Source organism: Agarivorans sp. OAG1 (assembly GCF_037076485.1).
GTDB lineage: Bacteria > Pseudomonadota > Gammaproteobacteria > Enterobacterales > Celerinatantimonadaceae > Agarivorans > Agarivorans albus.
In genome coordinates this window covers 1,173,233-1,199,565 of record NZ_AP028990.1, presented here as the reverse complement: position 1 = coordinate 1,199,565, position 26,333 = coordinate 1,173,233, and the positions used below count along the sequence as shown (strand labels likewise).

The 26,333-nt window shown below is 44.2% G+C and carries 23 protein-coding genes; 12 read left to right on the top strand and 11 right to left on the bottom strand.

Features of this window, described 5'->3' with window-relative positions; all coding sequences use genetic code 11:
* Positions 1–10 precede the first annotated feature (10 nt).
* Both OAG1_RS05575 and OAG1_RS05570 read right to left on the bottom strand, forming a co-directional pair.
* Entirely contained in the window at positions 11–886 is an 876-nt protein-coding gene (locus OAG1_RS05575; protein ID WP_338624709.1) for a carboxypeptidase-like regulatory domain-containing protein, read from the bottom strand.
* A 439-nt stretch (positions 887–1,325) separates the two neighbouring features.
* Complete coding sequence (locus OAG1_RS05570) at positions 1,326–2,339, bottom strand: linear amide C-N hydrolase (RefSeq protein WP_338624707.1); 1,014 nt, start codon at positions 2,337–2,339, stop codon at positions 1,326–1,328.
* Positions 2,340–2,618: 279 nt separating this feature from the next.
* Here OAG1_RS05570 and OAG1_RS05565 point away from each other — a divergent pair, with 279 nt between their 5' ends.
* Together OAG1_RS05565 and OAG1_RS05560 are read left to right on the top strand one after the other, a co-directional pair.
* Positions 2,619–5,069, top strand: a complete 2,451-nt coding sequence (locus OAG1_RS05565) for an EAL domain-containing protein (protein WP_016403803.1) — start codon at positions 2,619–2,621, stop codon at positions 5,067–5,069.
* An 89-nt stretch (positions 5,070–5,158) separates the two neighbouring features.
* Positions 5,159–5,929: a class I SAM-dependent methyltransferase gene (locus OAG1_RS05560; protein WP_338624704.1), complete on the top strand. Its 771-nt coding sequence runs from the start codon at positions 5,159–5,161 to the stop codon at positions 5,927–5,929.
* 259 nt (positions 5,930–6,188) lie between these two features.
* Here the strand turns inward: OAG1_RS05560 and OAG1_RS05555 are convergent, their stop codons facing one another.
* Both OAG1_RS05555 and OAG1_RS05550 read right to left on the bottom strand, forming a co-directional pair.
* Positions 6,189–9,173 carry an ExeM/NucH family extracellular endonuclease gene (locus tag OAG1_RS05555; RefSeq protein ID WP_338624702.1) on the bottom strand — a complete coding sequence of 995 codons (2,985 nt, stop codon included), beginning with the start codon at positions 9,171–9,173 and terminating at the stop codon, positions 6,189–6,191.
* 291 nt (positions 9,174–9,464) lie between these two features.
* Positions 9,465–10,676, bottom strand: coding sequence for an MFS transporter (locus OAG1_RS05550; RefSeq protein ID WP_338624700.1), 1,212 nt, complete (start codon positions 10,674–10,676; stop codon positions 9,465–9,467).
* 104 nt (positions 10,677–10,780) lie between these two features.
* Between OAG1_RS05550 and OAG1_RS05545 the strand changes: the two genes are divergently transcribed.
* The 4 genes from OAG1_RS05545 to OAG1_RS05530 all read left to right on the top strand — a co-directional run bounded on the left by OAG1_RS05545 (position 10,781) and on the right by OAG1_RS05530 (position 13,904).
* Positions 10,781–11,665, top strand: a complete 885-nt coding sequence (locus OAG1_RS05545) for a LysR family transcriptional regulator (RefSeq protein ID WP_338624698.1) — start codon at positions 10,781–10,783, stop codon at positions 11,663–11,665.
* An 83-nt stretch (positions 11,666–11,748) separates the two neighbouring features.
* On the top strand, positions 11,749–12,582 hold the full coding sequence (locus tag OAG1_RS05540; protein ID WP_338624696.1) for an ion transporter: 834 nt from the start codon (positions 11,749–11,751) through the stop codon (positions 12,580–12,582).
* Positions 12,583–12,649: 67 nt separating this feature from the next.
* Positions 12,650–13,357: a glycerophosphodiester phosphodiesterase family protein gene (locus OAG1_RS05535; protein WP_338624694.1), complete on the top strand. Its 708-nt coding sequence runs from the start codon at positions 12,650–12,652 to the stop codon at positions 13,355–13,357.
* 49 nt (positions 13,358–13,406) lie between these two features.
* The gene (locus OAG1_RS05530) at positions 13,407–13,904 is read left to right on the top strand and encodes a hypothetical protein (RefSeq protein ID WP_338624692.1); all 498 of its coding nucleotides are present in this window, start codon (positions 13,407–13,409) and stop codon (positions 13,902–13,904) included.
* Here the strand turns inward: OAG1_RS05530 and OAG1_RS05525 are convergent.
* Positions 13,901–14,446: a GNAT family N-acetyltransferase gene (locus OAG1_RS05525; RefSeq protein WP_338624690.1), complete on the bottom strand. Its 546-nt coding sequence runs from the start codon at positions 14,444–14,446 to the stop codon at positions 13,901–13,903. The two genes, OAG1_RS05530 and OAG1_RS05525, sit on opposite strands and share 4 nt — an antisense overlap.
* Before the next feature lie 9 nt (positions 14,447–14,455).
* Positions 14,456–14,800, bottom strand: coding sequence for a DUF2956 domain-containing protein (locus OAG1_RS05520; protein WP_338624688.1), 345 nt, complete (start codon positions 14,798–14,800; stop codon positions 14,456–14,458).
* 171 nt (positions 14,801–14,971) lie between these two features.
* On the opposite strand from OAG1_RS05520, the gene OAG1_RS05515 reads away from it, so the two are divergent.
* Positions 14,972–16,192, top strand: a complete 1,221-nt coding sequence (locus tag OAG1_RS05515) for a uracil-xanthine permease family protein (protein ID WP_338624686.1) — start codon at positions 14,972–14,974, stop codon at positions 16,190–16,192.
* 61 nt (positions 16,193–16,253) lie between these two features.
* Here OAG1_RS05515 and OAG1_RS05510 read toward each other — a convergent pair whose 3' ends face one another.
* The 5 genes from OAG1_RS05510 to OAG1_RS05490 form a co-directional block, all read right to left on the bottom strand.
* Positions 16,254–17,600: a DUF1501 domain-containing protein gene (locus tag OAG1_RS05510; protein WP_338624684.1), complete on the bottom strand. Its 1,347-nt coding sequence runs from the start codon at positions 17,598–17,600 to the stop codon at positions 16,254–16,256.
* A 9-nt stretch (positions 17,601–17,609) separates the two neighbouring features.
* On the bottom strand, positions 17,610–19,499 hold the full coding sequence (locus OAG1_RS05505) for a DUF1800 domain-containing protein (RefSeq protein WP_338624682.1): 1,890 nt from the start codon (positions 19,497–19,499) through the stop codon (positions 17,610–17,612).
* Positions 19,500–19,739: 240 nt separating this feature from the next.
* Positions 19,740–20,540, bottom strand: coding sequence for a phosphotransferase (locus OAG1_RS05500; protein WP_338624680.1), 801 nt, complete (start codon positions 20,538–20,540; stop codon positions 19,740–19,742).
* A gap of 11 nt (positions 20,541–20,551) precedes the next feature.
* Positions 20,552–21,238 (bottom strand): hypothetical protein, encoded by a 687-nt coding sequence (locus tag OAG1_RS05495; protein WP_338624678.1) that lies wholly within the window; start codon positions 21,236–21,238, stop codon positions 20,552–20,554.
* 216 nt (positions 21,239–21,454) lie between these two features.
* Positions 21,455–22,048, bottom strand: coding sequence for a LysE family translocator (locus OAG1_RS05490; protein ID WP_016403820.1), 594 nt, complete (start codon positions 22,046–22,048; stop codon positions 21,455–21,457).
* A 119-nt stretch (positions 22,049–22,167) separates the two neighbouring features.
* Between OAG1_RS05490 and OAG1_RS05485 the strand changes: the two genes are divergently transcribed.
* From OAG1_RS05485 to OAG1_RS05465, 5 genes are all read left to right on the top strand, one after another.
* Positions 22,168–23,553, top strand: coding sequence for a PLP-dependent aminotransferase family protein (locus OAG1_RS05485; RefSeq protein WP_338624675.1), 1,386 nt, complete (start codon positions 22,168–22,170; stop codon positions 23,551–23,553).
* A 108-nt stretch (positions 23,554–23,661) separates the two neighbouring features.
* The gene (gene rlmJ, locus OAG1_RS05480; RefSeq protein WP_016403823.1) at positions 23,662–24,504 is read left to right on the top strand and encodes a 23S rRNA (adenine(2030)-N(6))-methyltransferase RlmJ; all 843 of its coding nucleotides are present in this window, start codon (positions 23,662–23,664) and stop codon (positions 24,502–24,504) included.
* A 94-nt stretch (positions 24,505–24,598) separates the two neighbouring features.
* Positions 24,599–25,054 carry a hypothetical protein gene (locus OAG1_RS05475; protein WP_338624672.1) on the top strand — a complete coding sequence of 152 codons (456 nt, stop codon included), beginning with the start codon at positions 24,599–24,601 and terminating at the stop codon, positions 25,052–25,054.
* Between the two features lie 284 nt (positions 25,055–25,338).
* A complete protein-coding gene (locus OAG1_RS05470) occupies positions 25,339–25,833 on the top strand; it encodes a DUF2798 domain-containing protein (RefSeq protein WP_338624670.1) in 495 nt (164 codons plus the stop codon).
* A gap of 65 nt (positions 25,834–25,898) precedes the next feature.
* Complete coding sequence (locus OAG1_RS05465; RefSeq protein ID WP_338624668.1) at positions 25,899–26,213, top strand: DUF3861 domain-containing protein; 315 nt, start codon at positions 25,899–25,901, stop codon at positions 26,211–26,213.
* Positions 26,214–26,333 lie beyond the last annotated feature (120 nt).

Below are 26,333 nucleotides of genomic sequence, written 5' to 3'. Positions count from 1 at the left end.
AGACACACTTTTACTCAACAATTTCGAAATCAAACTCAAAGTGTTCTCTGTTTGTATTAGAAAGGAGACTTCCTTTACTATTTCTAGCCTCAACTTCAAAAGCATAGAAATAGCCAGGCTTTAGCTCAATCTCATACTGACTCAAATCCAATTCCGTTAAGGCAACTTTAGGCCTCATTGGCCAAATGAATAAGTTTGAACTTTTCCAAGAATTAGCATCAGCTTTTTCATATACTTGCACCGTATACTCGGCGGCTTCTGGATAAGGTTCCCATTTTAGAGTCACTTTTTCATTTTTGGAGTATTGGCTTTTATCTGATTTTTTGACAATTGGATCAACAAACCTGAATTTAAGCCCGCTACCTTTTTGACCTTCGACAACCTGAAATTGGTTTGTGGAATTCCTGTTTTCTGGATGTTCTATTTTGTTAGGAAGTACTTTATTAGCTACAAAATAATCTAGCTCGTAACCATCAATTCGATATTCTCCATAAGGAACGCTTACACGATAAATGCCATTCTCATCCGTAACAGCCCATTGACTCAAGACACTGCCGTTTAATGCCAAGCGTAACTTAAAACCTTTAAGTGGCTGACCATTTACCAAAGCCTCCCCTTCAATAACTCCTTGCCCGCTAGATAACTCCCCACTTTTGTTATCTAAAAAACCTCCTGAATAGGATCCACTAGAGCCTAAAAACCTTCCTGAGTTGCTTAGTAAAGGGGCTTCATCAACTATATGTTTATTTGATTCTACAATTTCTTTTTCAAACCTACTTTCCAAAACGCTAGGTAGAATGAAATATATAGCGATAACCCAGATAGCCACGAAAGCTATACCAAATCCCGTACCAAAAACTACTCCGTTAAACAATTTTCTAAGCATCCCTTCTTCCTTTGAACTTAACACTTTATTATTGATACCTTGCAAATTTAGCTATCTGGGCACTATAAAAATAAGAGCTAGCAACCTTCAAAAATCTAAAACAATCATACCCTAACAACACTTACAAAAATAACAACAAACTCAATAATTGAGTTTTCTCATGTTCGCTCTTCCTTCCCCTTCATTATCGCCGAGTCACGCAAGTGCCAAGCGATTAAGCCAAGCACTGTTTGAGCGTAGCGAGTTGCGCAGGCGCGCTTGGCACTGAGTAACGAGGAAATAAAGTAATGTAGGGCGGCCTTTCTTTAGCTTAGTAAGCTTTAACTGACTAAAGCTTATGTCGTCGCCGAAAGGCGAAACCATCACCCTTTGTAGACAAACGAAACCAACAAAAAAACGGGCCGCAGCCCGTTATAAGTTAAACCCTGTTTCACAACACTTAATTGCTTAACTCATTGGTAAAAGTTGCGTTTGGCATTGGGTTCTCACCTAGCACTACTCGCTTGGCTACACCGGTATCAAACATATCGAAGCTGTAGCTTTCAACCGCAAAGGTATGAGCGCGATCTAACATCATGGTTTTGTTAGTGCGGTCGGTGAATACTGTCCAAAGCGTTGGGAAAGTTGCGTTATCGGCATAGGGGTCTTGCTGGTTGTAGCCAGAGAACGCAGCCGCTTGGGTAGCTTTCATTGAGATAAGCGCTTGCTGGCTATCGGTAATATTACGTTGGTATAAATCTTCGGTGCTTAGTTTGGCGCGCAAGCGACGGTCGGCAGCTCGAATAGTGGCATTAGGTTCTACCTGTTCTTTATCTAGGTTTAAGTGAAAGTCAAAGGCTGGATCGTTGCTCATGTAGCTAGCACCATGCTCGTTATATACCTTCATTTCGCCGCCAATATACTCTACAACCGCTACATCGCCAGATGCGTCTACCAACTGAAAATGAACTGGCGGGTAAATAGCTTCGTCTTCATGGCCTGGTATGCCAGTAATACCGGTAGGTATTACCTCTACCGCTTTTAAACCTTCTAGCGCTTCGGCTACCGTGGCAAAGTTATCTAATACGTAGTTTGGTACTTGCCCTGCATCTACGTTAGGCACCTCGGCAGTGTCGTCTTGAAACTGCGTTCCGGCTGCCGTACCTAAATACAAGATGCGCGCTTCTAAGCCTTTTTCATTTATGCCCTCGGCAACAGTACCATGAGCAAATGATTCAATTTTAATGGCTGCATATTTTGCTTTGCTGCTTACGCCGTCGGTTTTGCTGTAGCTAGTCTCTATGCCGCGACCTTTGCCTACTACCGTGGCGTTGTCGTAACCGTTCCAGTCCATGGTGCGCATGGTCACTTGTGCTTCACCATTGTGGTAAGCAGCTGTTGTGCATGCCTGAGCAGTTTGCATAATGCCGAAAGTAGAAGCTGCGATAGTAAGTGCGATAAGAGTCTTGTTCATAATGTTCACCTTTCTTAATCAGTATCTGTTGCGTTGATGGGTGTAGATTAACGGCAAAACTAAAAAAGCTTTAACTAGCACCTTTCAGTATTACTTACAGCTTATTAAGGCGAGAGAATGAACACTTGGGGAGTAATCAAGCTCAAAAATTGAGCTAAAGCAATGCATCAAAAATAAGGTAGTAATTTGTCAGTAGCCTTTCTCAGTGTTTGCTAAAGTTTAAATGAGTAATCTAATTGTTGTTGGTAATGACAAGTAACCAGTCGCTAGGGGCGAATAATGGTCGTTGATGAATCTTCATTCCAAAAAGTTAAAGATTTTGCCCCACAGGCTTGGTCTATTAACTTACAAAACAACGACTTTACATGCCCTCATCAACTTATTGCGATGCTGGGTTACCCTAGCCAATCGGTGCTCACCCTTTCGCAGCTATTTGCAGCCTTTGAGAAAACCCAATTATCTTTACTTAAAAAGCATATTCGCCAAGTCATCGATACGGGTAAGCCAATTATTCAAACCGCTATATTAAATGCCTACCAACATCGCTACATTGCTGAGATTGTAATTAATCCCCTACCCAAAAATGACAAGGTGATTACTGGTACCATTGAGTTAAAACAGTATTTTCTTACCAAACAGCAAGAACTCGCATTTTTAAAACGGGTTTTTGCTCAAGCTCATGAAGGCTTAATGATTGCCGATATCAATCACACCATATTGATGGTGAACGAGGCAATGTGTAATAACACGGGCTACCCAGAACATGAATTGCTAGGCCAACCCGCATCGATACTTAAAAGTGGGCGCTATACCAAACCGTTTTATCAAAAACTGTGGGGCCACGTAGACGAGAAAAAAATTTGGACCGGCGAACTATTAGCAAAAACCAAACAAGGTGAGGTATACGCTCACGAAGCGCGCATTCAACGTATTGATCTACCTAATGAAGACCATGTTTATGTCTCATCTAGCCACCGCTTAGATACCTCTACCGATTTATGGGACGAAGACGATCCCAACGCTAACTCAAAAGTGCATGTTCCAGACAAAAACGCATTTAACAAAAAGCTAAATGCCGACTACAAGCAGCTTAGCAATGAAGTAACCATAGTTGGCTTAGTATTTAGCGTTAGCCTTGCACAAGCCACCAGCACAATAACCCGCCAATGGTTGGTGGCGCAGCGCTTTAGTCAGCTAAGCCAACGTGGGCATTTAGGCATACTTAATGAAAAAATGTTTGCGGCTTATTGGGTTGTGCCCAAGCAAATGGAAGACATTGAACAAACCTTAAAAAGCGCCCTCGCTGCGCTAGAAGGCCACAACAGTTATGAAGATATTGGCCTGTCGGCTACCGTACATGGCGGAGCCTCGGTGTTACAGATAGATGCGTCTTCGCCTTCGCAGATGTTGGCACATGCTAGCCAAGCGCTAATTGCTAACAGCCAAGGCAACGATTCTTCCTTGTATTATTATGACCGGCGCTTGTCTAAGCGCTTTAACCGAAAAGCCACCTTGGCCACCTTACTAAGGCAAGCCCTAGCGGCTAATCAAGTAGAAGCCTATTACCAACCCATTGTTGCATTACCCGAGCTAAAAATAGTTAAATTTGAAGCACTATGCCGAGTAAAGTTAGACACCAAACTCCCCTACAGTGTGCAAGAGCTAATTGAAATAGCGGAAGAATATAACTGGATTGATCAAATAGACGCCGCGGTTACCAAACAAGCCTTACACGATTTACCACTGCTGCAACGCCACTACCACGACAACAACATTGGCATGTCGATTAATCGCTCGGTAGTTAATGATAGGGTTTCCCATTGTTGCTTGGCAGATACCTTAAATATTTTTGAAGCCAGTGATATTGATTTAAGCCTAATCACTTTAGAGCTTACCGAATCGGCTTATTTTGACGACTCTTATTACCACTCTGAATGGTTAGATAAGCTTAAAGCACATAACATTGCCATTGCCTTAGATGATTTTGGAACAGGCTATTCGTCGTTCTCTTATCTGCGGCAAATTCCGGTAAACATTGTGAAAATTGATCGCTCGTTTGTTTCTGGTTTAACCGAGGAATCTAACGAATTTTCGATGATCGACATGCTGTGCAAGCTTACCCACAAAATGGGAGGTAAGGTGATCGCCGAAGGCGTAGAAACCCAACAAGAGCTTTACCTATTATCCAAGTTAAATGTCGATATGCTGCAAGGTTATATTTTTAGTAAACCACGTAGCCTAGAGCAAACCTTAAGCTGCCATAACGACCCAGTTTATATGCCGCTGTCACAGCACTTATATCACGACAATATAGTGAACGCGCAAACCATAATGCGTCGTGACTTTCCCAAAATTGGCCCCGACCAAAAGCTCAGCGTGGCACTAGAAAAATTTGAACGGCATCAAACCAGACACTTACTTGTGATTGAACAAAGCCACTGCTTAGGTGTGCTGCAACAAAGTGATGTAAGCGCCGCCATTAGCCCGTACCTAAATACCAAAGGTGAACAAAACCGCGACCTAATGACCTTAAATAAACGCGTCCATCAGGTAATGAGTAAAGATTTTCTGCAAGTAAGTTTAGAGACTTCATTCGATCAGCTGTTTGAGCAATTTGTTAATCAACCCTACACCGTAGTAGCAGTAACCGGCCCCAACGGCGTGTGTTTAGGTTTAATATTGCTGGAAGACATGTTGCTAAAACACCGGGAGCACCAAAGCAGCCACTAAAACGTCTAGTTTTGTCAGCGAGTACTGCTTTAAGCACACGCTTTGCGGTAAACTTTTAGCCTAGTAATGATAATTGAGCAGTGGCCAACATGGACTATTTAGCGCTAAACAAAGCCGCTTGGGACAAACGTACCGAGCTTCACGTAGATTCTGATTTTTATGATGTAAATGGATTTCTCGCTGGGAACAGTTCGCTCAAGTCTATAGAGCGCGAACTCATGGGCGATGTTAATGGTAAAAAGCTGTTACACCTGCAATGCCATTTTGGCTTAGACAGCTTATCTTGGACGCGCTTGGGCGCCGAGGTAACCGCTGTTGATCTTTCTAGCGAGGCGATTAAGCGCGCTGAAGAACTGGCAGAAAAAACAGGCTTAAAGGCCGAGTTTGTTTGCAGCGATGTATATGCTTTTGGCGACATAAATCAAACCACTTATGACTGGGTATTTGTGTCTTACGGCGCGTTATGTTGGCTGCCCGACATCACTCGCTGGGCACAAGTAGTTGCAAACAGCTTAAAACCCGGCGGCAAGCTTTGTTTAGCTGAGTTTCATCCGGTGCACGATTTAGTCAGTGGCTATGGTTACTTTCACCGTGATGAAGCAGATTTAGATGAGGAAGGCACTTATACCGAAAACGACAATGGCGAAGAGAGCCCAATGCTAACCTGGGGTCACCCCTTATCTGATGTAGTAAATGCACTGATTCAAGCTGGCTTAAACATCGAGTTGCTAAACGAATACGATTACAGCCCATATAACTGTTTTGAAGATTTAACCGAGCGCGCTGCCGGCGAGTTTGTTTATGAACACGAGCACTATAACTCGCCACTAGTTTACGCCATTGTTGCCAGCAAAAAGTAAGTAACCTGAGCTCAGGATAATAAACTGGTTTCTAGCGGCTATTTTTACTTATTTCGGTGTTGAAGCTACTTGCAATAGACTAGCTATTGGCGCGCAGCTTCGTCTTGAACTAAGTAAAACTATCTCGCCAGAAACATGAAGCTAGATTAAGTACTGGCTAGCAGAGTTATCGTCACTTCCTTATCCCGAGTTCAGGTTAAGTATTAAAAACAAAAAAGCGAGCCATGCAGCTCGCCTTTTCTATTACAATGTTGGCTGTTTAATCGTTGTCGCTAATGTTTACCCAAGTGCTGGTAATGTTACCTAGTTGGGCAGGACGAGCCGAGAACAAATAAACCTTAAAGCGTTCGTCACCTTCTTTGCGCTTATCATCAACGATTTTTGCGTTCACCGTTTTAACGCCACTTTCACCTTCACTCCATTGTACACGTTGGAAAAACGGCGCGCGGTAGTCAAACCAATTAGCAGACGATGGCAATACCAATACCCACGCACTAACAGTAGTGCTGGCTTCACCATTTAACACCAGCGGGATGGTAATGTTGCCAGCAGACTCAGCAACGTTCATTTGCTCAAACTGCATGGCTACACTTAATGGCGTGTTGTCTTCAATAATCAGCTCAACTTGCGGCAAGGCTAAACTGGCCGCGCCTTGCTCTATGCTTAACTGCAAATAGGCGCGCTCTGTTCCCTCTAAAAGCTCATCGGAGTACGCAGCAATATTTAGCTCTCGGCTGCTCATATCACCGTCAAGCCAAGTTAGTTCGCCACTTAGCAATGCTAAATCTTGCTCATCGGCTGAACCCGCAACTACTTGGTACTTAAGCACTACATCGCCAAAATCACCGGCTAAACGCTCTATCGTTAACGAGCCATTACTGCCTTCGGCAATGGTGAGTTCAGTCGCGGTGCTAATAGTGCCCGCACTGCGCATATCTAAAGCAATGATTACTGGATCATGATCCGATGCGCGGTAAGCATGTGGCGCATAAAAGTTAGTAATTTGCGCATCAGACTTATACTCGGTGTTGTAATCTAAACCAGTTGGTTCGTCGGCATTAATATGCCAATCGGTGGCATCTAGCACTCGCGATGCTAAGGCTGAATCGGCTAAGGCGTGGTCTAAACTGCCTGCTTCTTCATCGTAGTAGTAGGAGTAACTGTTTGCTTCAAACAATGGTACTAGGTTAGTAAAACCGGCCGTTTCAAAGGCTAACATTGGGTCTTCTTTGGCATACGCGTTAAAGTCTCCCAACAACAATACCTGTTGTTTTTCGGCAAAAAACTGGCTCAGTGTTTGCGCCGCTAAGGTGCGCTGACCATTACAATTGCCCTGACCATCTCCCATGTCTGGGTCACCTAAAGCATTACAGTTACTGCCTTTAGACTTAAAGTGGTTAACTGCAACATAAAAACGCTCGCCGCCATCTACCATGCTAAATTGCTGCACTAAAGGAACACGGTGCTTAGCAGTAACGTCGTCAAAGGGATAAGCATTAATTAGCTGCGCATCACCATAAACCTGCACAACACTTGGTTGGTAGATTAAACCTACCGTGATCATATCGTTACCAATACGTTCACTTAAAGGCTTCACTACGGCGTAATGTTGCTGCTCGGGCAGCTGAACATTAACCGCATCAACTAAGTTTTGAATTGCGCTAGCCTCATCAAAACCGTTATTTTGCAGCTCCATCAAGCCTACTACATTGGCATTCATAGCAACCAAAGCCGACACCAATTTAGCCCGCTGACGTTCAAATTCTTCAGCAGTATCCGCCCCACGAAAATCAGTCGCATTGTCGATGTCTAAATCAGTGAAAAAGTTAAGCACGTTAAAGCTTGCAACAGTTAAGTTGCCCAGCTCGTCTAGTTCTGGCTCGGTGGTTCTTGGATTCGCATCGATAAAGTTAGGTACTACCGTAGGCTGCACCCGAAACTGGCCGAAGCTGTAATTAATAACGCCTTCAACATTGCTCACTTGCGAACCAGCGCGCAGGCTGTTTAAGGCCGAGAAGTTAGGGAAGTAGGCTATATCATCGGGATTTTGCGAACTTAAACCATCATCCAATACCAATCGGTTAAGCTGGTTAGCTAGGGCTAAAGCTTCGGCTTCTGGCGTATTGGCTGGGTAAACCTGGGTAGACTTAAAGCGCTTACCTAAGGACAACACCGTTTCGCCATAGCGATTAAAGGTGTAGGCAGGCGTGGCGTGTAAGGTTTGTGGCAGCACCACACGCATGCCCTCTAGGTGATAAAGATCCGCATCCACCAAAGGTAGGTTTAAGCTGGTTGCACTAGGTAGTGCTTCTTCGCCACACACAATTAAGCCGCTTACATCTTTAAGCTGATTACCACCGCTATAAGTGGCTACAGTTGCTTTTACGCGTACTCGTTGGCCTAGTGAAACCTCATCTGCATAGTGATAAACAAATATCCCTTCAGAAGTTTCAGGGTCTGCATCCCAGTTAGCATCGGCATGCTGTATAAAAAAGCCAGATAATTGATTGTTAGTAGCATCACCTTGGAAGTCACCCACGACAACAGCTTCAACCACTACTTCTTGGTCTAATAAATTGGCTGAACGAATGCTATTAATCGCAGTGCTTGTATCACCACATTGGCCAATTTCTGAGATTGGAGGATCAATTGGCCCGCCATCGTCATCGCAAGCATCTTGGCCAATGCAGCCTAGGCCATCAACGGTGTTTGTTGCGTAGTTGAACCAGCGAGAAGAAATCACAAATTCTTGGCTGTTGTCGTTATCAGGGCTGCTTTCATCAAGGCGACGCAAGGTTTGATTTTGCGTTGAAGCGCCGCCATCGGTCCAAGTTTGACGCACGCCAATTTGACCAACACGATCAAGCAATACATCGCTGGCAAACAAGCCAACTGCATCATCACCATTAAAGTTAATCACACTTGACTCAATGCCCACACCAGGGGGAATTAGGGCATTGTCGTTATTGCCAATCACCGCATTGCTGTTCACAAATACTAAGGTTTCGCCTGGCGCTAAGTTGCCACTTAACGCTTGGGTATTGGTGGCAATGCTTGCTCCATTGGAAAACAAGCGCAGCTGATAATCACCAGCGCTTAGATCGACCGTTTGATCACCATAGTTCGCAATTTCAATTGCCTTGTTAAAGCTACTACCTTCTATATATTCACTAATTAGTACATTCGCTTGCGCGCTAGTACCTAAGGCGCATAGGCCCACTAACATAAAATTTCTGGGGTTCATATTACTCGTCCCTGAGACCATAAGAATGCCGCACACAGCGGCGCCATTAACTGGTCTAGCCTGACGAAACTTAATGACAAAAAAACATAAAAATGACGAACAAAATGTGACAACTCAGTGACAGTTTTTTGAAGTTAAAGCTCTAAATTTGCCTTAAGCTGAGTGATTAAACACTTTTGATGTCGCAGAATTAATGAAGAAATTTAGACTTCAAAAACTAAATATTGGCGCTAACAAATAGAAACGGCCACACCAGGCAAGGTTTAATAAAGTGGATGAACGGCGATAGCCTTACACCTTAGCAATCTTTAATTCGCCTTCGTCAGCATGCAGGTAACGCTGCGCCATAAATGCCACCGCCGACAGTGAGCAAACACTTACCAACACAATGCCCTGCCAGCCCCAAGCTGCAAAGAAGGGTTGCATTAATGCGCCGCCACTTGCCGCACCAATGTAATAACTAATGGTATAAAGAGCTGATGCGCTGGCCTTAGCTTGAGTGGCATGTTGGTTTACCCATGCGCTGGCTTGAGCATGGCAGAAAAAGAAGCCCATTGAAGAGACCACCATTGCCAATAACAACATCCATAGCTCGCCAAACAGACTTAATAAGCTGGCAATAGTCATCACCAATAAACCCAACACTATACAACTTTTACCGCCGTAACGTTGCGCAATTCGCCCGGCCGAGCTGGCAGTAAATGTGCCGCCTAAGTAACTAAGAAACAATAACGACGTAAGGCTAGCAGGCAGCGAAAATGGCGCTTCGGCCAAAATAAAAGTGAGGTAAGAGAACTGGTTTATAAACACCCCAAAACCAATGCCGCCCACTAAGTAAGCACATACTAACTGCGGGTTGCGCATATGCCGTTTATAGTTAGCGAGACTTTGACATAAGCGCCAGCGACCTAAGGTTTTAGCTTGTTCTGCTGGCAGTAGCATTACTACTGCTAAGGCCATAAATAAGCTAAGTAAGGCAACTACCATAAACGACATCTGCCAAGAGCCCAGCAAGTCGGCACTCCAGCCCCCAAGTAAACGCCCTCCAATTCCACCTAAAGAGTTAGCCGCAATAAAAATACCCACTGCTTTAATCAAGGCTTGCGGATCCAATTGCTCAGCTAAGTAAGCAATCGCTACCGCAGGAACGCCAGCCAAACAAACACCCTGCAGAAAACGCAACGCTACAATGGCATAAAACGATTGGGGGTGCGCCAAGCCTATCAGTAAACTTAAACAAGGGACTAATGCGATAGAGAACAGCAGGATCTTGCGCCGACCCACGGCATCAGATAAGGAGGCTAACAACAACAATCCCAAAGCCATGCCTAACATGGCTGCAGATAACATAGCACTGGCGGCCAACGCCGATACCTGATACTCGCTGGCAAACATAGGCAACAACGGTTGCACCAAGTAAAGGTTAAAAAAGGTGACCAATGAAGCCGCAGACACTGCTGCGGTTACTTTCCAAAAGCCCTTACTGTTTTGCTGATACTGCATAGCCAACTCAATCAATAGCGATAAGTTAATGCTATGCCTGCGCTACCAATAAATAAAATATATTAGTATTATCACTGTGATAACTTTTATTTATGGAAGTACAAATGGAACTGCGACAACTGCGACAATTTGTAACGGTAGTAGAGTTAGCTAGTTTTACCGCCGCGGCTAAACACTTGGGCATTGCCCAGCCAGCCATTAGCGCTACCATAAAAAAATTGGAACAGCAGCTCTCCATTCAATTGCTACAACGCAATGAGCGTAAAGTAAGCTTAAGCGCCGAAGGCCAAATTCTTTACCAGCACGCAATACAATTGCTTAAACAAGCCGAAGACGCAGAACAAGCCATGCAATCTTTAAAAGGCTTAGAAAGCGGTACAGTCACCATTGGCATTCCTAGCATGATGGGCTCTTACTTCTTCCCTCCTTTACTCATGGGCTTTAAAAGTCTCTACCCACAACTAAATTTGTCGGTAATAGATGCAGGTACCGAGTTAGTGAGAAAAAAGCTCCTGAATGGCGAGTTAGATTTAGGCATTGTAGTCACCCACGATGTACCACCCGAGCTACATTGCGAACCAATTTACAAAGGAGAACTGCTAGCTTGTTGTAGCCAAGATAACCCGCTAAGCCAACAAGACAGTATTAGCCACCAAGAATTTTTAGACCATGAGTTGGTGCTATTTAGAGAGGGCTACTTTCACCACAAGGTGATTGAGCAAATAAGTCGTGAGCAGCAGCGAGTGCCACAGGTCTCTTTTCAAACCAACTTAATACCTTTGATTAAATCGATAGTGGCGCGAGATTTTGGCATCACCACCCTGCTTAGCATGGTGGTGCAACCGGGCGACTCCCTGCACTCATTAAGCTTTAATCCACCGTTTTTTCTAGAACTGGGGTTAGCTTGGCGTCGCGACGCCTATATGTCCCGCGCCAATCAGCGCTTCAAAGATTTTGTATTAGAGAACTGCAAACTGGCAGAGGCATAACCAAGAAATCGGAAAACCCAGCAACTACCATTGCGAATTTTTACCGATATACTTAAGCCAGAAACTTAATCAAGGATGAATGTGTGTCTAACGAAACAAGCAAACAAAGCCCAATGCAGCAGCGGCTTTATGAGATAATTTTTGGTTATAATTCAAAAGCCGGTAAACGCTTTGATCTGCTGTTAGTCCTCGCCATTATCACCAGCGTAAGCGTGGTTATTTTAGATTCAGTGAGTGAATTCGAGCAGCTCTACCATACTTGGTTTATCGCCTTAGAGGTGGTATTTACCTTGTTTTTCACCCTTGAATATATCGCTCGCTTGTACTGTTCTCCCCAGCCTAAAGAGTACGCCAAAAGCTTTTATGGCATTGTTGATTTACTGGCTATTCTACCTACCTATTTAGCGCTGCTTTACCCTGCTGCCCAAGTTATGCTGCTATTTCGTTTACTGCGTATATTACGAATTTTGCGGGTGCTTAAGTTAGTGCGCTATATGAGTGAGGCCAACGTGCTACTGCGCGCCTTAATGCTGGCAAGGCGCAAGATTTTAGTGTTCTTATTCTGTATCTGCTTAATTACCACCATTTATGGTGCCTTAATGTATGCCATTGAAGGGCCCGAAAACGGCTTTACCAGTATTCCTAAGAGCATCTACTGGGCGATTGTTACCATTACCACCGTGGGTTATGGCGATATCTCCCCTGCTACACCATTAGGACAAGCGCTGGCGGCCTTAGTCATGATAACCGGCTTTGCCATTATCACCGTGCCAACCGGCATTGTGGGCGCTGAGTTAGTAAACGAAATGCGCAGAGAACAGCGCGAACATCGTTGTTTGCATTGTGAGCGCGCAGGCCACGACCATGATGCAGACTACTGTAAACACTGCGGCGCAAGCCTGTTAGAGGAATCATAAAATTGTGTTATTCAGGCATTAGTCTGCTGGGCTAAACTGAATTACATAACTTAATAACGGTAAATCTATGGTGATTATTGTAGGGCATCGCGGCGCAGCAGGCAGCGCGCCAGAAAACACTTTAGCAGGTTTAGACCGAGCTGCAGAGCTAGGTTTAAGCTGGGTCGAATTTGATACCTTTTTGGCTAGTGATCACCAAGCTATAGTATTTCACGATGAAAACTTAGACCGCTGCACCCACAGCAGTGGCAAAGTGGCTGAGCACAGCTTAGATCAATTGCTAACCATCGATGCTGGAGTTAAGTTTGCACCAGAGTTTATTGGCCAACAAATCCCAAGCTTGCGACAATATTTAATACACGCCAAAAAATTAGGTTTGAAGCTAAATTTAGAGCTTAAGTATCACCAACAACCCCGCCAACAACTTGCCGAAGCGGTGCTAGAGGAGATTGAGCACTGTAATTTTCCCTTAAGCGATTTGCTGATATCCAGCTTCGATCACCAAATTTTGTTGTTTTTACATAAACATGCCAACCAATTAGAGCTCGCCCAGCTTTATGAAGCCCCTCCTGAAAACTGGCGACAACAACTCGCAGACATTGATGCCGTTGCTTGCCATTGTAATTATCAAAAGCTGAGTGTCGCTCAAGCTAAACAAATCAAACTGGCGGGTTATCGTTTGTCTACATACACTGTAAATGAGCCCACCGAAATCACCGCATTGTTACCATGGTTGGATATGGTTATTAGTGACTTTCCTGAGCGATTTTTATAGTCCCTAAGTATGTGGAAAGTTGGCATACTTAATTCGCAGGAAGCGAGCCATGACGCCAGCAAACTTGTCACCTCAGCAGCAACTTAAAGAACGCATTCTCGATCAGGTATTGGCCTTTCTATTAGAGGGTGATTGGCAGCAAATTGAGATGAAGAACATCGCCAGCCAATGCGCTATTAGCGACGCCGAACTTAACGACTGCTTTCCTAACTTGCAATCGATTACTTCGGCGGTAAATAGCCGACTGACTCAAAACTTTATTCAACACCTAGATTTAAGTAGCCGAGAAAGCTTGCGCCTCACTTGGTTAGACAGTTTGGAGTCTCCACGTTTTCGGGCGATTGTGCATTTGTTTATTGATGCTTCTCAGCAAAAAAGTGTGGCGTGGCGTTTAGCGAACGTTGGTTGGAATCAATTCACTAACCATGTGGCTAGCCATTTAGGTTATCAGGCCGTGAATCAAGATCTCCCCTGGCTGCTGGGGAAATCGATGCTCAAATTTATTAACCAACGTGGTCGCACACCACTTAAAAGCGTGGATAGCTAACCTTGTGGTTGTAGTAGGTCATCGCCAATCAGTGAGTAAATTGCTGCATGGCAGGGCTTGCCGTAATCCAATACTCGTGCACGAGCTAAGCATTCAAACTGAGCGCCGGCTTTTTCGGCAACGCGGCGGCTAGCAAAATTTTCTTCAGCAATAACCAACTCTAGTCGGTTTAGCTGCAAAGCATTAAAGGCATAATCAGCCATTAAACGCACGGCTTCGGTGGCGATGCCTTTTCCGCTGGCGCTGTCTTTTATCCAATACCCCAGGTTGGCGGCGCGGTAATTCCATTCAATACGATTAATGGCAATAGCGCCCAAAAACTCCCCACCTTGGCTAGCAAATATACCCATATCAAAGGCAATGTTCTTGGCAATCGCAGCTTGGCTTAGCGCTAACCAAGAGCGGCTTTCCTCTTCAGGGTAATCTTCTTCCATCCAATCTAGCCAACGACACCCGCTAATAGCCGTTTCGCGAACCGCCTCGGCATGGGCAACAGCATCGCTTGGTAAGTAAGGGCGGATAAGTACGTGCTTGCCTCGCATGTTTAGCTCCTAGGCTGGCGATTTACTATAAACATAGGCTGCAAAACCTATCCACGACAAACCTAGCAGTACCCAAGGCAAATACTGCGGCTTGTTCGAACCTGCAGACTGTGAGCTTTCTTGTGCATCAACTTGCTTATCGCTTTGTTGACGAGCTTGTTTTTTACGTGCTTTGTCGGCTTCACGCATTTTAGCTTTATGCTGCTTTTTGTATTGCTCAATTCCTTTTTGAATACCCGCCGATATTAATTTGGTTTGTTCTTTAGTTTGACCCGGCCGCTGATTAGCTTTTGCTATCGCATCCGCCGTTGCTACCGTTTCATCTGAGATTTTTTGTTTCTGCTGCTTTGCCACATTACCTCCTAGCGTAGAGTATTACTTTGAACTATCCCGCTACATAAGTCTAAAAGAACACGCAACTATAATAAAACAAAGACTTTTTTAAAGAGTAACTACCTTGATCATTTTTTTATAACAGCCTTCGGATTACACTAGGCAAATTTTTTTGTTCAGGGAGAATGACGGATGAACACCCCACTACTTGGGGCACAAATGTTACTTGTTGCATTTGGCGCTACCACCTTAGTACCACTATTAACCGGAATAAGCCCCAACCTTGCACTGTTGGGTGCGGGTATTGGTACCTTAATCTTTCAGTTTTGCACCAAGCGACAAATTCCTATTTTCTTAGGAAGTTCATTCGCCTTTATTGGTCCAATTATTTTGGGCACGCAACAATTTGGCTTACCCGCTACCTTAAGTGGCCTAATGGCTGCTGGCTTAATGTTCATTATTATTAGTGCCGTGGTAAAAGTACGTGGCGTTAAAGTGATTGAGCGCTTTTTACCACCCGTAGTGGTTGGCCCTGTAATTATGGTAATTGGCTTAGGTTTAGCGCCAGTTGCGGTAAACATGGCACTAGGTAAAACTGGTGATGGATCAGCGGTATTAGTAGAACAAGACATCGCATTGCTTATCTCTTTAGCCGCCTTGTTCACCACCATAGTGGTATCTATTTTTGCCAAAGGCATGCTTAAACTCATGCCAATTATTAGTGGCGTGGTAGTAGGTTATGTACTGAGCTTATTCTTTGGCTTAGTAGATTTTACTTCTGTAAGCGAAGCCGCTTGGTTTGCTATTCCAGAGTTTGTAACACCAGAGTTTAACTGGCAGGCCATCTTATTCATCGCTCCAATCGGCTTAATTGTTACCATTGAGCACTTTGGTGACATACTGGCAATCTCCAATGTTACTGGCAAAAACTTCGTAGAAAAGCCTGGTATTCACCGCTCATTATTGGGTGATGGTTTAGCCACTATGACAGCTGCCAGCTTTGGCGCTCCACCGGTAGTAAGTTACGGCGAAGTGACCGGTGCAGTAAGCCTACTTAAAACTTACAACCCAGTGATTATGACTTGGGCTGCGGTATTTGCCATTGGCCTAGCTTTTGTGGGTAAAACCGGTGCCTTGTTGTTGTCGATTCCGGTACCGGTAATGGGCGGCATTATGTGTTTGTTATTTGGTGCTATTGCTGCCATTGGTTTAAACACCTTAATTAGCAAACAAGTTGATCTCTCTATTCCACGTAACTTGGTGATTGTGTCTGTAACCCTAGTGTTTGGTATTGGCGGCATGGCAGTTGGCGTAGGCGAGTTCACCCTTAAAGGTGTTGGTCTATGTGGCATTGTAGCTATTATTCTTAACTTGGTATTACCTCAAGAAGAGAAAGCAACAGAGGCTAAGTAAACTCATATGCATACTAAAAGGCCAGCTTTAAGCTGGCCTTTTTTGTTACTTGTTTAAACCCTTAGCTAAACATCGATAAATGGCTTTGGTTAAAGTTGCTAAGGCTTGGGAATAACTCAAGCACCTCACTATCACTTAAACCAAACCAACGGGCTAAACTGGCAAAATATTGCTCATTGGCCACTTGTGGGATCATTCGACCACCGCCCACATCATAAGCGCTGTCTAAGGCTTGCTCGATAACCGAGCCATAAATCTCGCCACCATTTACCGCGCCGCCCATCACAAGTTGGTTACCAGCCCAGCCATGATCAGTGCCGTCGCCATTAGAGCTTAGGGTTCTGCCAAAATCTGACATGGTGAAAGTAGTCACTTGATTAGATAAACCTAAGCTCGTCATCGCGCTGTCAAACTCAGCCATGGCTTGAGAAAGCTGCTGCAATAAAGCGGGGTGATTAACATTTTGATCATCGTGAGTATCAAAACCGCCCATGCCTACAAAATAAACTTGTCGCCCTACCCCAAATTGCGATTGCACAGATAAGGTTTTGGCAACTGCAAGCAATTGCTTAGACAAATTGCTATCACCAAATACATCGGTGAACTCCTCAGCACTGCCAAGCGCTTCGTTTAGCTGTTCGGTATTGCTAATCGAGGTATCTAATTTATCGCTGTAGCTTTTTGCCAAGGGGTGACTGGCACGACTAAACATTTGCTCGAGCTGTTGCCTAAAATCTTGAGTACGTTGCGAAGTACTGTTGTAAGCATTCACTCGGGTAATACCCGATTTATTCATGGCAAAAGGAATCGCATTTGGGCCAGTTTGCCACAGGTTATTTCCCGATAAAGAGATGTTTGAACCAAAGTTGTCATGTTGATTGAGCAGCTCTAAAATGCGCCCGCCCCAACCATAATTAATGCTTTCTTTTTCGCGACCTTGCATCCACGTGGCTTGCTGGTCGTTATGTGAAAACAAATTGTTAGGTATAGCAGCACTTTTGGCTTTGTACTGCTCCAAGGTAATAGGCGCAACTAAACTCCCTACGCCAGAAACCACAGCAAGTTTTTGATTATTAAACAAAGGTGCAATGGGTGATAACGCAGGGTTTAAACCAATTCCCCCATCAACTGCTGTAATCGGGTCAATCGCAATCGCATCACTCACCGCCAGATTTTGGCGACTGTTTAAATAAGCCGCTAAAGGATCACCTTGCTGAGGGATTAGCATATTGAAAGAGTCGTTGCCGCCTTTCAAAAAAATACATACTAAGGCTTTAAATCCATCGGCGCTGGCCGCGGGTGTCGCCAAACTTGTCATCGCTTTTAATTGCATACTGGTGAGCGCTGCCATCGACACCCCACCTTTTAAGCACAGCGATAAAAACTCTCGCCTGTTTTTATAAGTCATCTCAGGCTCCTAAAGCTGAACTATGTAGTCGGGAGACACCGACACGGTAAACAACAAAAACGCAACTTGCTGATAAGGGGTCCAACTCGACCAAATATCTTGCACTTCGCGCAGAGTTTGGCGCTGGTCACTGCTCATGCTGCCGCTATAAAACAAGGTATCGTAGTAATCGAGCAACGGTTCTAAACCCTGTTGCTCAAGAATATCCACGTGAGCTTGCAGGCTCAGCATAATGCGTTTATCACTTGGCTCAGAAATCAGCTCTTTTATGTTCCATAAAAAGCCGCTGTACTGGTTATTAAACTGACCAATTAGCGCTGCGTCATTAGCAATTTGTAGCTCAGGTGCAACAATATCTAGCTCCAACAAATCGGCGGGTTGATAATCTGGCCTAAAGAAATTAAATACCGATGGCGATCCCAGCGGGGTTTGTCCGTGGCTATCGTTTAGCGACCAAGTGAAGTACCAATTAGCAGGGCTAGCGGCATCTAGTTCACGCCAAAACTGAACGGTTCGTAATAAAGGCTCGCGAATTTTTCCGTAATAACTTATTACACCTGAATTTTGCCTGGCTTCATCATCAAGCAAAATAGCGCTTACTACAGCCGCTAAATCACCGCGCTCTCCACTGCCATTGTCATCAAATACGTTGGCTACGCGCTCTACATATTGTGGTGTAGGGTTAGAGGTCACTAAACGTTGAATAAGCTGCTTAGAGATAAATGGCGCAACATTAGGATGCTCAAAAAGATTATCTAGTGCATCACGCATGTCATCTTCAGCGGTTTGCCCACCTGCTAGCACCACACCATTTAACAATGTTTTGTCTTTTTGCGAGTGATAATCAGGGTAAGCTTCCATAGGGATAGTGAAATTACGGCTTGGTCGCTTCCAACGGGCGCTAGCACCAAAGGTCCAACCGGTGAAAACTCTCGCAAAACCTTCAATTTCCTCTTGCCCATAGGTGGCAATGGTATTGCCTTCACCATCGAGTTTAACGCTACCATCTTGATTCAGCTCAGCTAAACCAATGGTAAATAACTGCATCACTTCTCGGGCGTAGTTTTCATCTGGGCGAATATTAAGTTCTTCGTCAGCTTTTTCGTTGCCTAAATGACTTAAATAAGTGCCCATTACTGGTGATAAGGTTACGTCTTCCAACAGCTCACGAAAATTACCAAAGGCATGGGTCAGCAAAATATCTTGATAATGTGCCATGCCTTCGGGCTCGCCGCGCAGGGCATTGTTGCTATCAGATACAACAAAAATCTCACTTAAAGCAAAAGCTACCCGCTGTCGCAGCTGGTCAGGAGCATTAAGAGAGGCCTTCCACCATGCATCGATTCGGTTAATTTGGTTTGGCTCTTCACGGTCTGGGTAATTAGCCACTAGAGGTAAGTGCTTGGTTATTGGCAACTGCATTTGCTCTGCTAACCACTCTTGCTCGCTAATACCTGTTGCCTCGTCAATTTCGCTACCTTTAGGTCCTAAAGTAGCTTGATGCAGCAATCGCGCGGCTTGAGAGCTGCTCATTGCATTTTGCACCTCAAAACTCAAACGCTGGCGAGTCACTTGATCTTGGTCGTTAGTAATAGCAACTTCAAAAGTGTAAGTATCAGCGCTAAGGCTGGAGTTGTTATCTGGAACAATTTCCAACTCTAAGCTGTCGCTTTGAACAAAGTTAATGCTAGGACCCGATACTTGGCGCCATTCAACTTTACTAATGGTGCCTAAACCAGTTGCTTTCGCTCTTAGGCTTACAGGTTGCCCCTTGCGGGCGGTTTCAGTTAGCTCTACTTCTACATTGGGCTCTTGAGGCTCTGCAGGTCCGGACTCTGAGCCCCCGCCACCACAAGCAAACAATGACAAAAGCAAAGCAATACTAATTAGACTTCGCATTAACACGTCCATGTTATTAACAATTAAAAAAATAAAGTGTCCAGAAATCGCACATGCAAATCAACAACTTACTAACATCTGGTTTTCATCACCTGTTAGCGCTACTTTACACCAACAATATGATTAATAAGCACACAAGCCCCGCACTTTGGCCAAACTAGTCTACGGCGTGCTTAAAATGAGGGGAGGAAGCAATCGCTCAAAGAGGACCTTATCCAATAACTGAGCCCAGCTTAAGGGTTAAACTAAACCTTGCTGCGCAATTGCCAAGGTTTGCTCGAAGCTAGAACCAGCCAGCTTTTCTGATAATCGGCCTATAGCAACTAACGGGAGCCAACGCGCTAGCTGCAGTTCATCACGCTTGCTTAGCTGAAAATAATGCCGTTTGTAAGCCGCTACAAATTGCTGTTTTAATTCAACATAAGCCTGTTGCTCAAAGCTATCTGCCACGATCATACTGGTCGCAATTAGCAACTCGGTACGGGCTACATCAGCTAAAGCCGGACCTTTAGTGGCATCAACCCAATCAATCACCATCAAGCCCTGAACAGATAAAATGACGTTAGCAGGGTGAAAATCGCCATGGCAGAGCATGTTTTCCTGGGGGTAAGTTTCTAGTTTCTCCAAGGCCTGTTGTCGCAAATCATGATCAACATCTGCGCGGTATATTTTATCGCTAAGGCGCTGCTGTGTTATGGGCAATGGACTAGCATCGTATTGATGAATAGTGGCATGTAGGCTTGCAAACTCGCAGGCCAAATGAGGAGCGTCTTTAGGATGTTGCTGTAAATAAGCGGCTAAACTTGGACCTTTACAACGCTCAAACACTAGCCCTTGGCGCGAGCCTAACTGCAGCAAATCGATGGGTTTGGGAGTGGGTATCCCTTGTAGATAAGCAAACTTTGCCTTGTTAAGCTCATTTTCGGCTTCGTCTGGAGGATAGCCATCAAAATACAGTTTTAGTACCTGTTTGTTTGATAAGGCAAATACCTCAGCGGTGTTACCACTGGCGATTTTTTTGAGGCGTTTTAGTGTAAGCACCTTTCCTCACACTATGCTGTTAGTTGTTCAAGCCTTAGTCGGCAAGATTTATTTCGTGAATACAACAGCATAAACATACAACAGCTTAACTGCCCTAAACTTAATGGTTCAGACACTTTAATCACATTAAACGTGAGCTCGTAACTCACTCTTTCTTGGCCTATATATTCGTGCCAGCCAGGAAACACCATTGCGGTTTTACCACTGGCACTAAGATGTAGAGCTTGGTCGTTAACCGTAACCAAACTTAAATCACTCAACTCAGCTTGTTGCACATCAAATATGTCCACCCAAATGTCATCAATTGTGAATCGAGAAACAAAATGAGTATGCCCATAAACTAAGGCTTCACTGGCTAAAATGAAAAAGCTTACCGATTGAATTTTGTGCTGTTCTTGAAGCTCCAACCACAGATCTAAGATATCGCTATCATCATAAGCGAGGCTAGCATAGTCAAACCCCTCTGGGCGCAATCGGTCGTAGCCCATAGCCTCTAACTCATCGTCGTAGGCGGCGTTTAGCTTTCGAAGAGGAGAGGTGGTAAACGTGCCTTTTATGGTATTTAAGCCCTTTTTTAGCGTTAAACTAGTAGGGCTCTGTAAGCTAAAATGACCATCAATAGCTTCATCGTAATGCAATACACCCGCCTGTATTGGTGCTACAACAAGCAGCATTAACAGCCCAAACAAACATTTCATCGTCACTTCCTTGTTGTTCGAAAGCTTAGGCCTAGGCACTAACTCATCGACTTAGTTAACTAGTGCCTAATTGCTATGCACCATTGTTAGCTTATAGATAAAAACCATATCAACTATTTACATAATTATTATTAACGAAGATCAATAATACTTACCTGAATCAAACAACAAGGAATAAAGGCAGTTCTAAGCAATAGCTAAGCACCGCTTAATAACTTACACCCACAGCAGCACAACACAGCCAGCCGTTAAAAATGACATGGTGATATTAAAACGCTGCCGAGCGATAGGTGCACTTAACCAACGGGCAATAAACTTTCCAAAGCTCACCCAAATTGAACCAGTAACCGGATTCACCAAGAAAAACGTAAGAACTAAAGCCCAAATAGACTCCCAGTAAGCTTCGCCCGGTAAGGCAAAACTGGCCACGGCCGAAGAGGTCATCATCCACGCTTTAGGGTTTAAGTATTGAAAACCAAGTGACTCAAAAAAACTCAGCGGTTTTGCCATCTGCTGCTTAGCTAGCTGACTTTGACGCAAAATACGCAAAGCCAAATAAAGCAAGTAAGCACTTCCTAATATTTTTAAGGTCCATTGCAAGCTTGGATACTGCTGAAATACCCAGCTAAGCCCCAAGCCCATTAATAAGATCATCGTGGCAATGCCAGTGGGTATACCTGCCATTTGCGGCACACTGCGCTTATAGCCAAAATTAGCACCCGAAAATGTTAACAGCATATTGTTGGGCCCAGGAGTACCTGCCATTACAAAAGCAAATAACACCATAGATGAAAACAACGCGATATCCATACCGTCCTCCCAAATTCAAATTGTATCGATACAATCAACCGAAATTATTAAAAAATCGTAGTTAACTCTCATTACTCACGCTAATATAGCGGTAAGAAGAGATCAAAAGGTTTATTGTCATGATGACAATTTGGCAGAACTTAGATAGTAGCAATAACAAAGCGACTCAGATTGTTGAACAGATCCGCTTTCACATTGAGCAACAGCAACTTAAGCCTGGCGACAAATTGCCGCCTCAGCGACAACTGGCAGAGCGCCTCGCTGTTACAGTAGGTACAATTAGCCGCGCCTACGCCCAAGCAGAACTGCAAGGTTTAATTGAATCGAAAACCGGCAGTGGCAGTTATGTAAAAAGCCCAACCAATTATCAGCAACAATGGGGGAGCTTAAAGGGCAATAATCAGCATATTGAGCTTTGGCAAAACACTGCCTTTACCCAAGCGCGGGCGCAGCAGTTGGTGCCCTTGCTGCAAAACTATGCTCAGGCAGGAGAGCAGCTCGATCAGTTATTAGACAATGACCACAGCCAAAACTTAGTGGCGCAGCGCGAATCGGTGTGTGCTTGGCTTAATCAGAGCAGCAGTTGCTTTAAACCTGAACAACTTTTTTTTAGTTATGGTGCCCAGCATGGGTTAAATCTATGTTTAATCGCCCTTGAGTTAGTCGGTGAACGGGTACTGTGCGAGGCCTTGTGTTATCCCGGCTTAATCACCCTTGCTAAACAATTAAAGATAGAGCTAAAAGGTGTTGCCTTAGATGAACAAGGCATTTGCCCAGATAGCCTGCTAAGCCATATCGAGAAATATCATCCCAAAGCTTTATACCTTACGCCAACCCTGCAAAACCCTACTACTGCAATAATGTCTGAAGCCCGACGACAGCAAATCATCGATATTTGTCGTGCGCATCAAGTGATTATTATTGAAGATGATGTATGTGGCTTATTGCCCGACCAACGCCCACCAGCCATGGTTGAAATGGCGCCGCAACAGGTTATTTACTTAAACAGTTTCTCTAAAGGCGCTTTTAAAGGGCTTAGGTTTGCCTACTTACACACGCCGGCTCATTTGCAAACCGCCTTTAATAGCGCCATAAGGGGCAGTGTTTGGAATATTAGCCCTTTACTGGTTGATGTGGCGATCCAGTGGATACAAGCCGGTTTTGCCGACAAAGCCCTAATAGAGCAACGGCGCTTAATTGGCCAACGGGCCCAGCTACTTCACCACCATATGGCAGGTATGGATTATAGTTACCAAGAAGGCGGGTTACACTGCTGGGTGCGCTTACCCGCTAACTGGCGCTGCAGCCAGTTTGTTGCTGCAGCGCAGCAACACGGTGTAGAGGTCGCTTCTGCAGAACATTTTGTGGTAGATAATCAAGCTAGCCCTAATGCAGTGCGTTTATCTTTAGGCCAAGCTGAAACTAATCAACAGCTCGATCAAGGCTTAACTATTTTAGCTAAACTGCTCAAAGCCACACCCGAGCCCAAACGGCAATTATTCTAAGCGACTAAACACCGATAAACTTGCATCTGCGCTAGTCTCTACCTAGACTAGCGCAATATTGCCAGCCTTGGCTGAGCCCTCATATTTCTTCAATGTCGAGACAACACTTTGTTAAGCTATCGCCACTCTTATCATGCAGGCAACTTTGCCGATGTACTTAAACACTTAGTGCAGCAACGCATCATTTCTTACCTTACTCAAAAAGATAAACCCTTGTGTTACATCGACACCCACGCAGGCGCTGGGGCTTATAGCCTTAATAGCCCAGAAGCTAAGAAAAAGAGTGAGTACGAAAACGGCGTAGGTAAACTTTGGGATGCTGAAGACTTGCCCGAGTTGGTTAAAAACTACCTTAAGCTGGTTAATCAAATTCATCCAGAAAAAACTCGCCAGCACTACCCCGGTTCACCGTGGATAGCCAAAATGATGCTACGCCGTGAAGACCGCTTGTTTTTGCACGAGTTGCACCCAAGTGAACAAGCGCCATTAAACAGCTTATTCCAACGTGATCGCCGCGCCAAAATTCGCCAAGAAAATGGTCATCAAAGCCTTATCGGATTAATGCCACCCAAAGAGCGCCGTGGCCTAGTATTAATTGATCCATCTTACGAAGTTAAAGACGAATACCAAACGGTGGTTAAAACCTTAAAAGAGGCTCATAAACGCTTTGCCTCTGGTACTTATGCACTTTGGTATCCAGTGGTAGACCGCCACCGCATCGACAAACTAGAAAAGCAGCTGATCAACAGCGGCATTAGCAATATTCAATTGTTTGAATTAGGTATTCGCCACGACAGTGAAGAGTTTGGCATGACCGCCAGCGGCATGATCGTCATTAACCCACCGTGGACCTTGATGAAAGAAATGCAAGAAGTACTGCCCTATTTAGCAGAAACCTTAGGCGAAGAAGGCGAAGGTAATTGGCGCGCCGAAGTACTGGTAGAAGAGTAAGCTAACACATCCAACTGGCGCACTTTGCGCCAGTTTTCTGAACCTAAATTATCTTTTTACCTAGTGCAATTGTATAAAGCCGTGGAATTGATTTTTGAAGAATATATCAAGAGACATTAAGGATCAGGCCTTAAAAGCTGGAAGAAGAAATACTCAAGCAGTTTTTAGGTATTGGGGACTTAAAGCTAGCCTTCCTACTTTTGGCATGTTGCTTTCGTCGATCTTCGGACTCTCACCTTATTCAGCTGCCACACTTCTGACACTTAGCCTATTACTTGTATGGTGTGCGAGAAAATCAAAATCAAAGCTCTTATATCAAGCGTATCATGTTGCGGCTTTTTTCTGCGGCACCTTATTTCAAACTGTAAAACCCGACTTTAGCCTTTTGGACTGCTCTTTAATGACAGGCATATATATGTGGCTCAGTTACGACCACCTAAAACGTGAAACTCGAATTTCGTGGATAGGGAGCGTCCGCGCGACCATAAGAGATGAATTGCAACAAGAAGAATATAAAGAGCTGAACCGTAGATTAGGATTAAAACCCTAAAATAGTTTATTCAATTCGTGAAACAACCAAGCCAATCTGCTCTTTACACTTATTTATGCATGAAGCTATGACTTAAGTGCTCAACCTGTCGCTTCTTGTGCAGCTACCGTTAACTATAACCCTCTAAAACCGCCTAAACTTCTAAGTCCCACTCTAGGCCAATATCTCCTGTTGAATGACCCTTTGTCGCTAAGCCATACAAATTAAGCCCAACCTATAGTTGACTTAATCAACCAAATTAAATATAGTTGACATATTCAACTAATTTCAATCTGGAAAAAGCCTTGAATGCACAAATGAACCCAGCACTAACTGCAGAACTTCAACCCAAAAGCCCTCCTTTGTTTCAAAAGGTATTGCTAGTTATGGCAATGATGACGGCGATAGGAGGCTCGTTAACTGGCGTAATGACTTACCTAAACCTAGGTTATAGCCCGTTATTTTTTAGCCAATGGCTATCAGCGTTTCTGTTAGCAGCTAGCACAATTATGCCTATTGGTTTCTTACTGATGGCTGCAATCAGCAAAGCTGCCGAGAAATGGTTACCTAAGATGCAAGTACAGCAACGCAATATTGTGGTGGGAGTGGTAATGGCCGTAATTATGGAGTCTGGGCTGGCCTTTAGCACCACACTAAACAACCTAGGTTTAAGTAATGGCGCTGACTTTTTAGCGAGTTGGTTACAAACACTATTAACAGCACTGCCCTTTGCACTGGTGTTAATTATCACCGTTTCATTAACCATAAAACCTAGAGTGGAACGCTTTTTAAAAAGCTAACAGCCAGACTCCGTTTGCCCGCTGCAGACCGCTCTGTAAACAAGCTAAACAACATAGGAAACAATATGATGTCTACATTAAGAAAAGATAAACACTACCAAATCACTATTGAAGAATTAGCTAGCGATCAACAAACCGCTAGAACCTTGCAATTTAACTACCAAGACCGAGAAGACTTATTCAAGGCGGTAGAGCAAATAACTAAAGGTAGCGAGCTGGCAAATAATGATGCGAAAAGACTGGCAGTATCGTTGCGTTTATTAGGTCCGTTAATGATGAAAAACCGAAAACACTCTCTATTCGCTGAGTTTTTTCCACACTTTAAAACCTTTATGCAGCAACTTAAATCAACGGTAAAACAAGCCAATAATGCTCACTAATTGCCATTAGCCATTGCCTAGCGGAAATCTCGTTAAACTATAAATATCTTTTGGTTGCGCGAGTTAAACCAGCAGCTTTTAAATTCTCATCTAGAATTTTTCTAAGCGTCGAGCCATAGC

Coding starts and splice junctions, on each gene's coding strand:
- OAG1_RS05575 (WP_338624709.1), bottom strand. CDS start 886: ATGCTTAGAAAATTGTTTAACGGAGTAGTTTTTGGTACGGGATTTGGT.
- OAG1_RS05570 (WP_338624707.1), bottom strand. CDS start 2,339: ATGAACAAGACTCTTATCGCACTTACTATCGCAGCTTCTACTTTCGGC.
- OAG1_RS05565 (WP_016403803.1), top strand. CDS start 2,619: ATGGTCGTTGATGAATCTTCATTCCAAAAAGTTAAAGATTTTGCCCCA.
- OAG1_RS05560 (WP_338624704.1), top strand. CDS start 5,159: ATGGACTATTTAGCGCTAAACAAAGCCGCTTGGGACAAACGTACCGAG.
- OAG1_RS05555 (WP_338624702.1), bottom strand. CDS start 9,173: ATGAACCCCAGAAATTTTATGTTAGTGGGCCTATGCGCCTTAGGTACT.
- OAG1_RS05550 (WP_338624700.1), bottom strand. CDS start 10,676: ATGCAGTATCAGCAAAACAGTAAGGGCTTTTGGAAAGTAACCGCAGCA.
- OAG1_RS05545 (WP_338624698.1), top strand. CDS start 10,781: ATGGAACTGCGACAACTGCGACAATTTGTAACGGTAGTAGAGTTAGCT.
- OAG1_RS05535 (WP_338624694.1), top strand. CDS start 12,650: ATGGTGATTATTGTAGGGCATCGCGGCGCAGCAGGCAGCGCGCCAGAA.
- OAG1_RS05530 (WP_338624692.1), top strand. CDS start 13,407: ATGACGCCAGCAAACTTGTCACCTCAGCAGCAACTTAAAGAACGCATT.
- OAG1_RS05525 (WP_338624690.1), bottom strand. CDS start 14,446: ATGCGAGGCAAGCACGTACTTATCCGCCCTTACTTACCAAGCGATGCT.
- OAG1_RS05515 (WP_338624686.1), top strand. CDS start 14,972: ATGAACACCCCACTACTTGGGGCACAAATGTTACTTGTTGCATTTGGC.
- OAG1_RS05510 (WP_338624684.1), bottom strand. CDS start 17,600: ATGACTTATAAAAACAGGCGAGAGTTTTTATCGCTGTGCTTAAAAGGT.
- OAG1_RS05505 (WP_338624682.1), bottom strand. CDS start 19,499: ATGCGAAGTCTAATTAGTATTGCTTTGCTTTTGTCATTGTTTGCTTGT.
- OAG1_RS05495 (WP_338624678.1), bottom strand. CDS start 21,238: ATGAAATGTTTGTTTGGGCTGTTAATGCTGCTTGTTGTAGCACCAATA.
- OAG1_RS05490 (WP_016403820.1), bottom strand. CDS start 22,048: ATGGATATCGCGTTGTTTTCATCTATGGTGTTATTTGCTTTTGTAATG.
- OAG1_RS05485 (WP_338624675.1), top strand. CDS start 22,168: ATGATGACAATTTGGCAGAACTTAGATAGTAGCAATAACAAAGCGACT.
- OAG1_RS05465 (WP_338624668.1), top strand. CDS start 25,899: ATGATGTCTACATTAAGAAAAGATAAACACTACCAAATCACTATTGAA.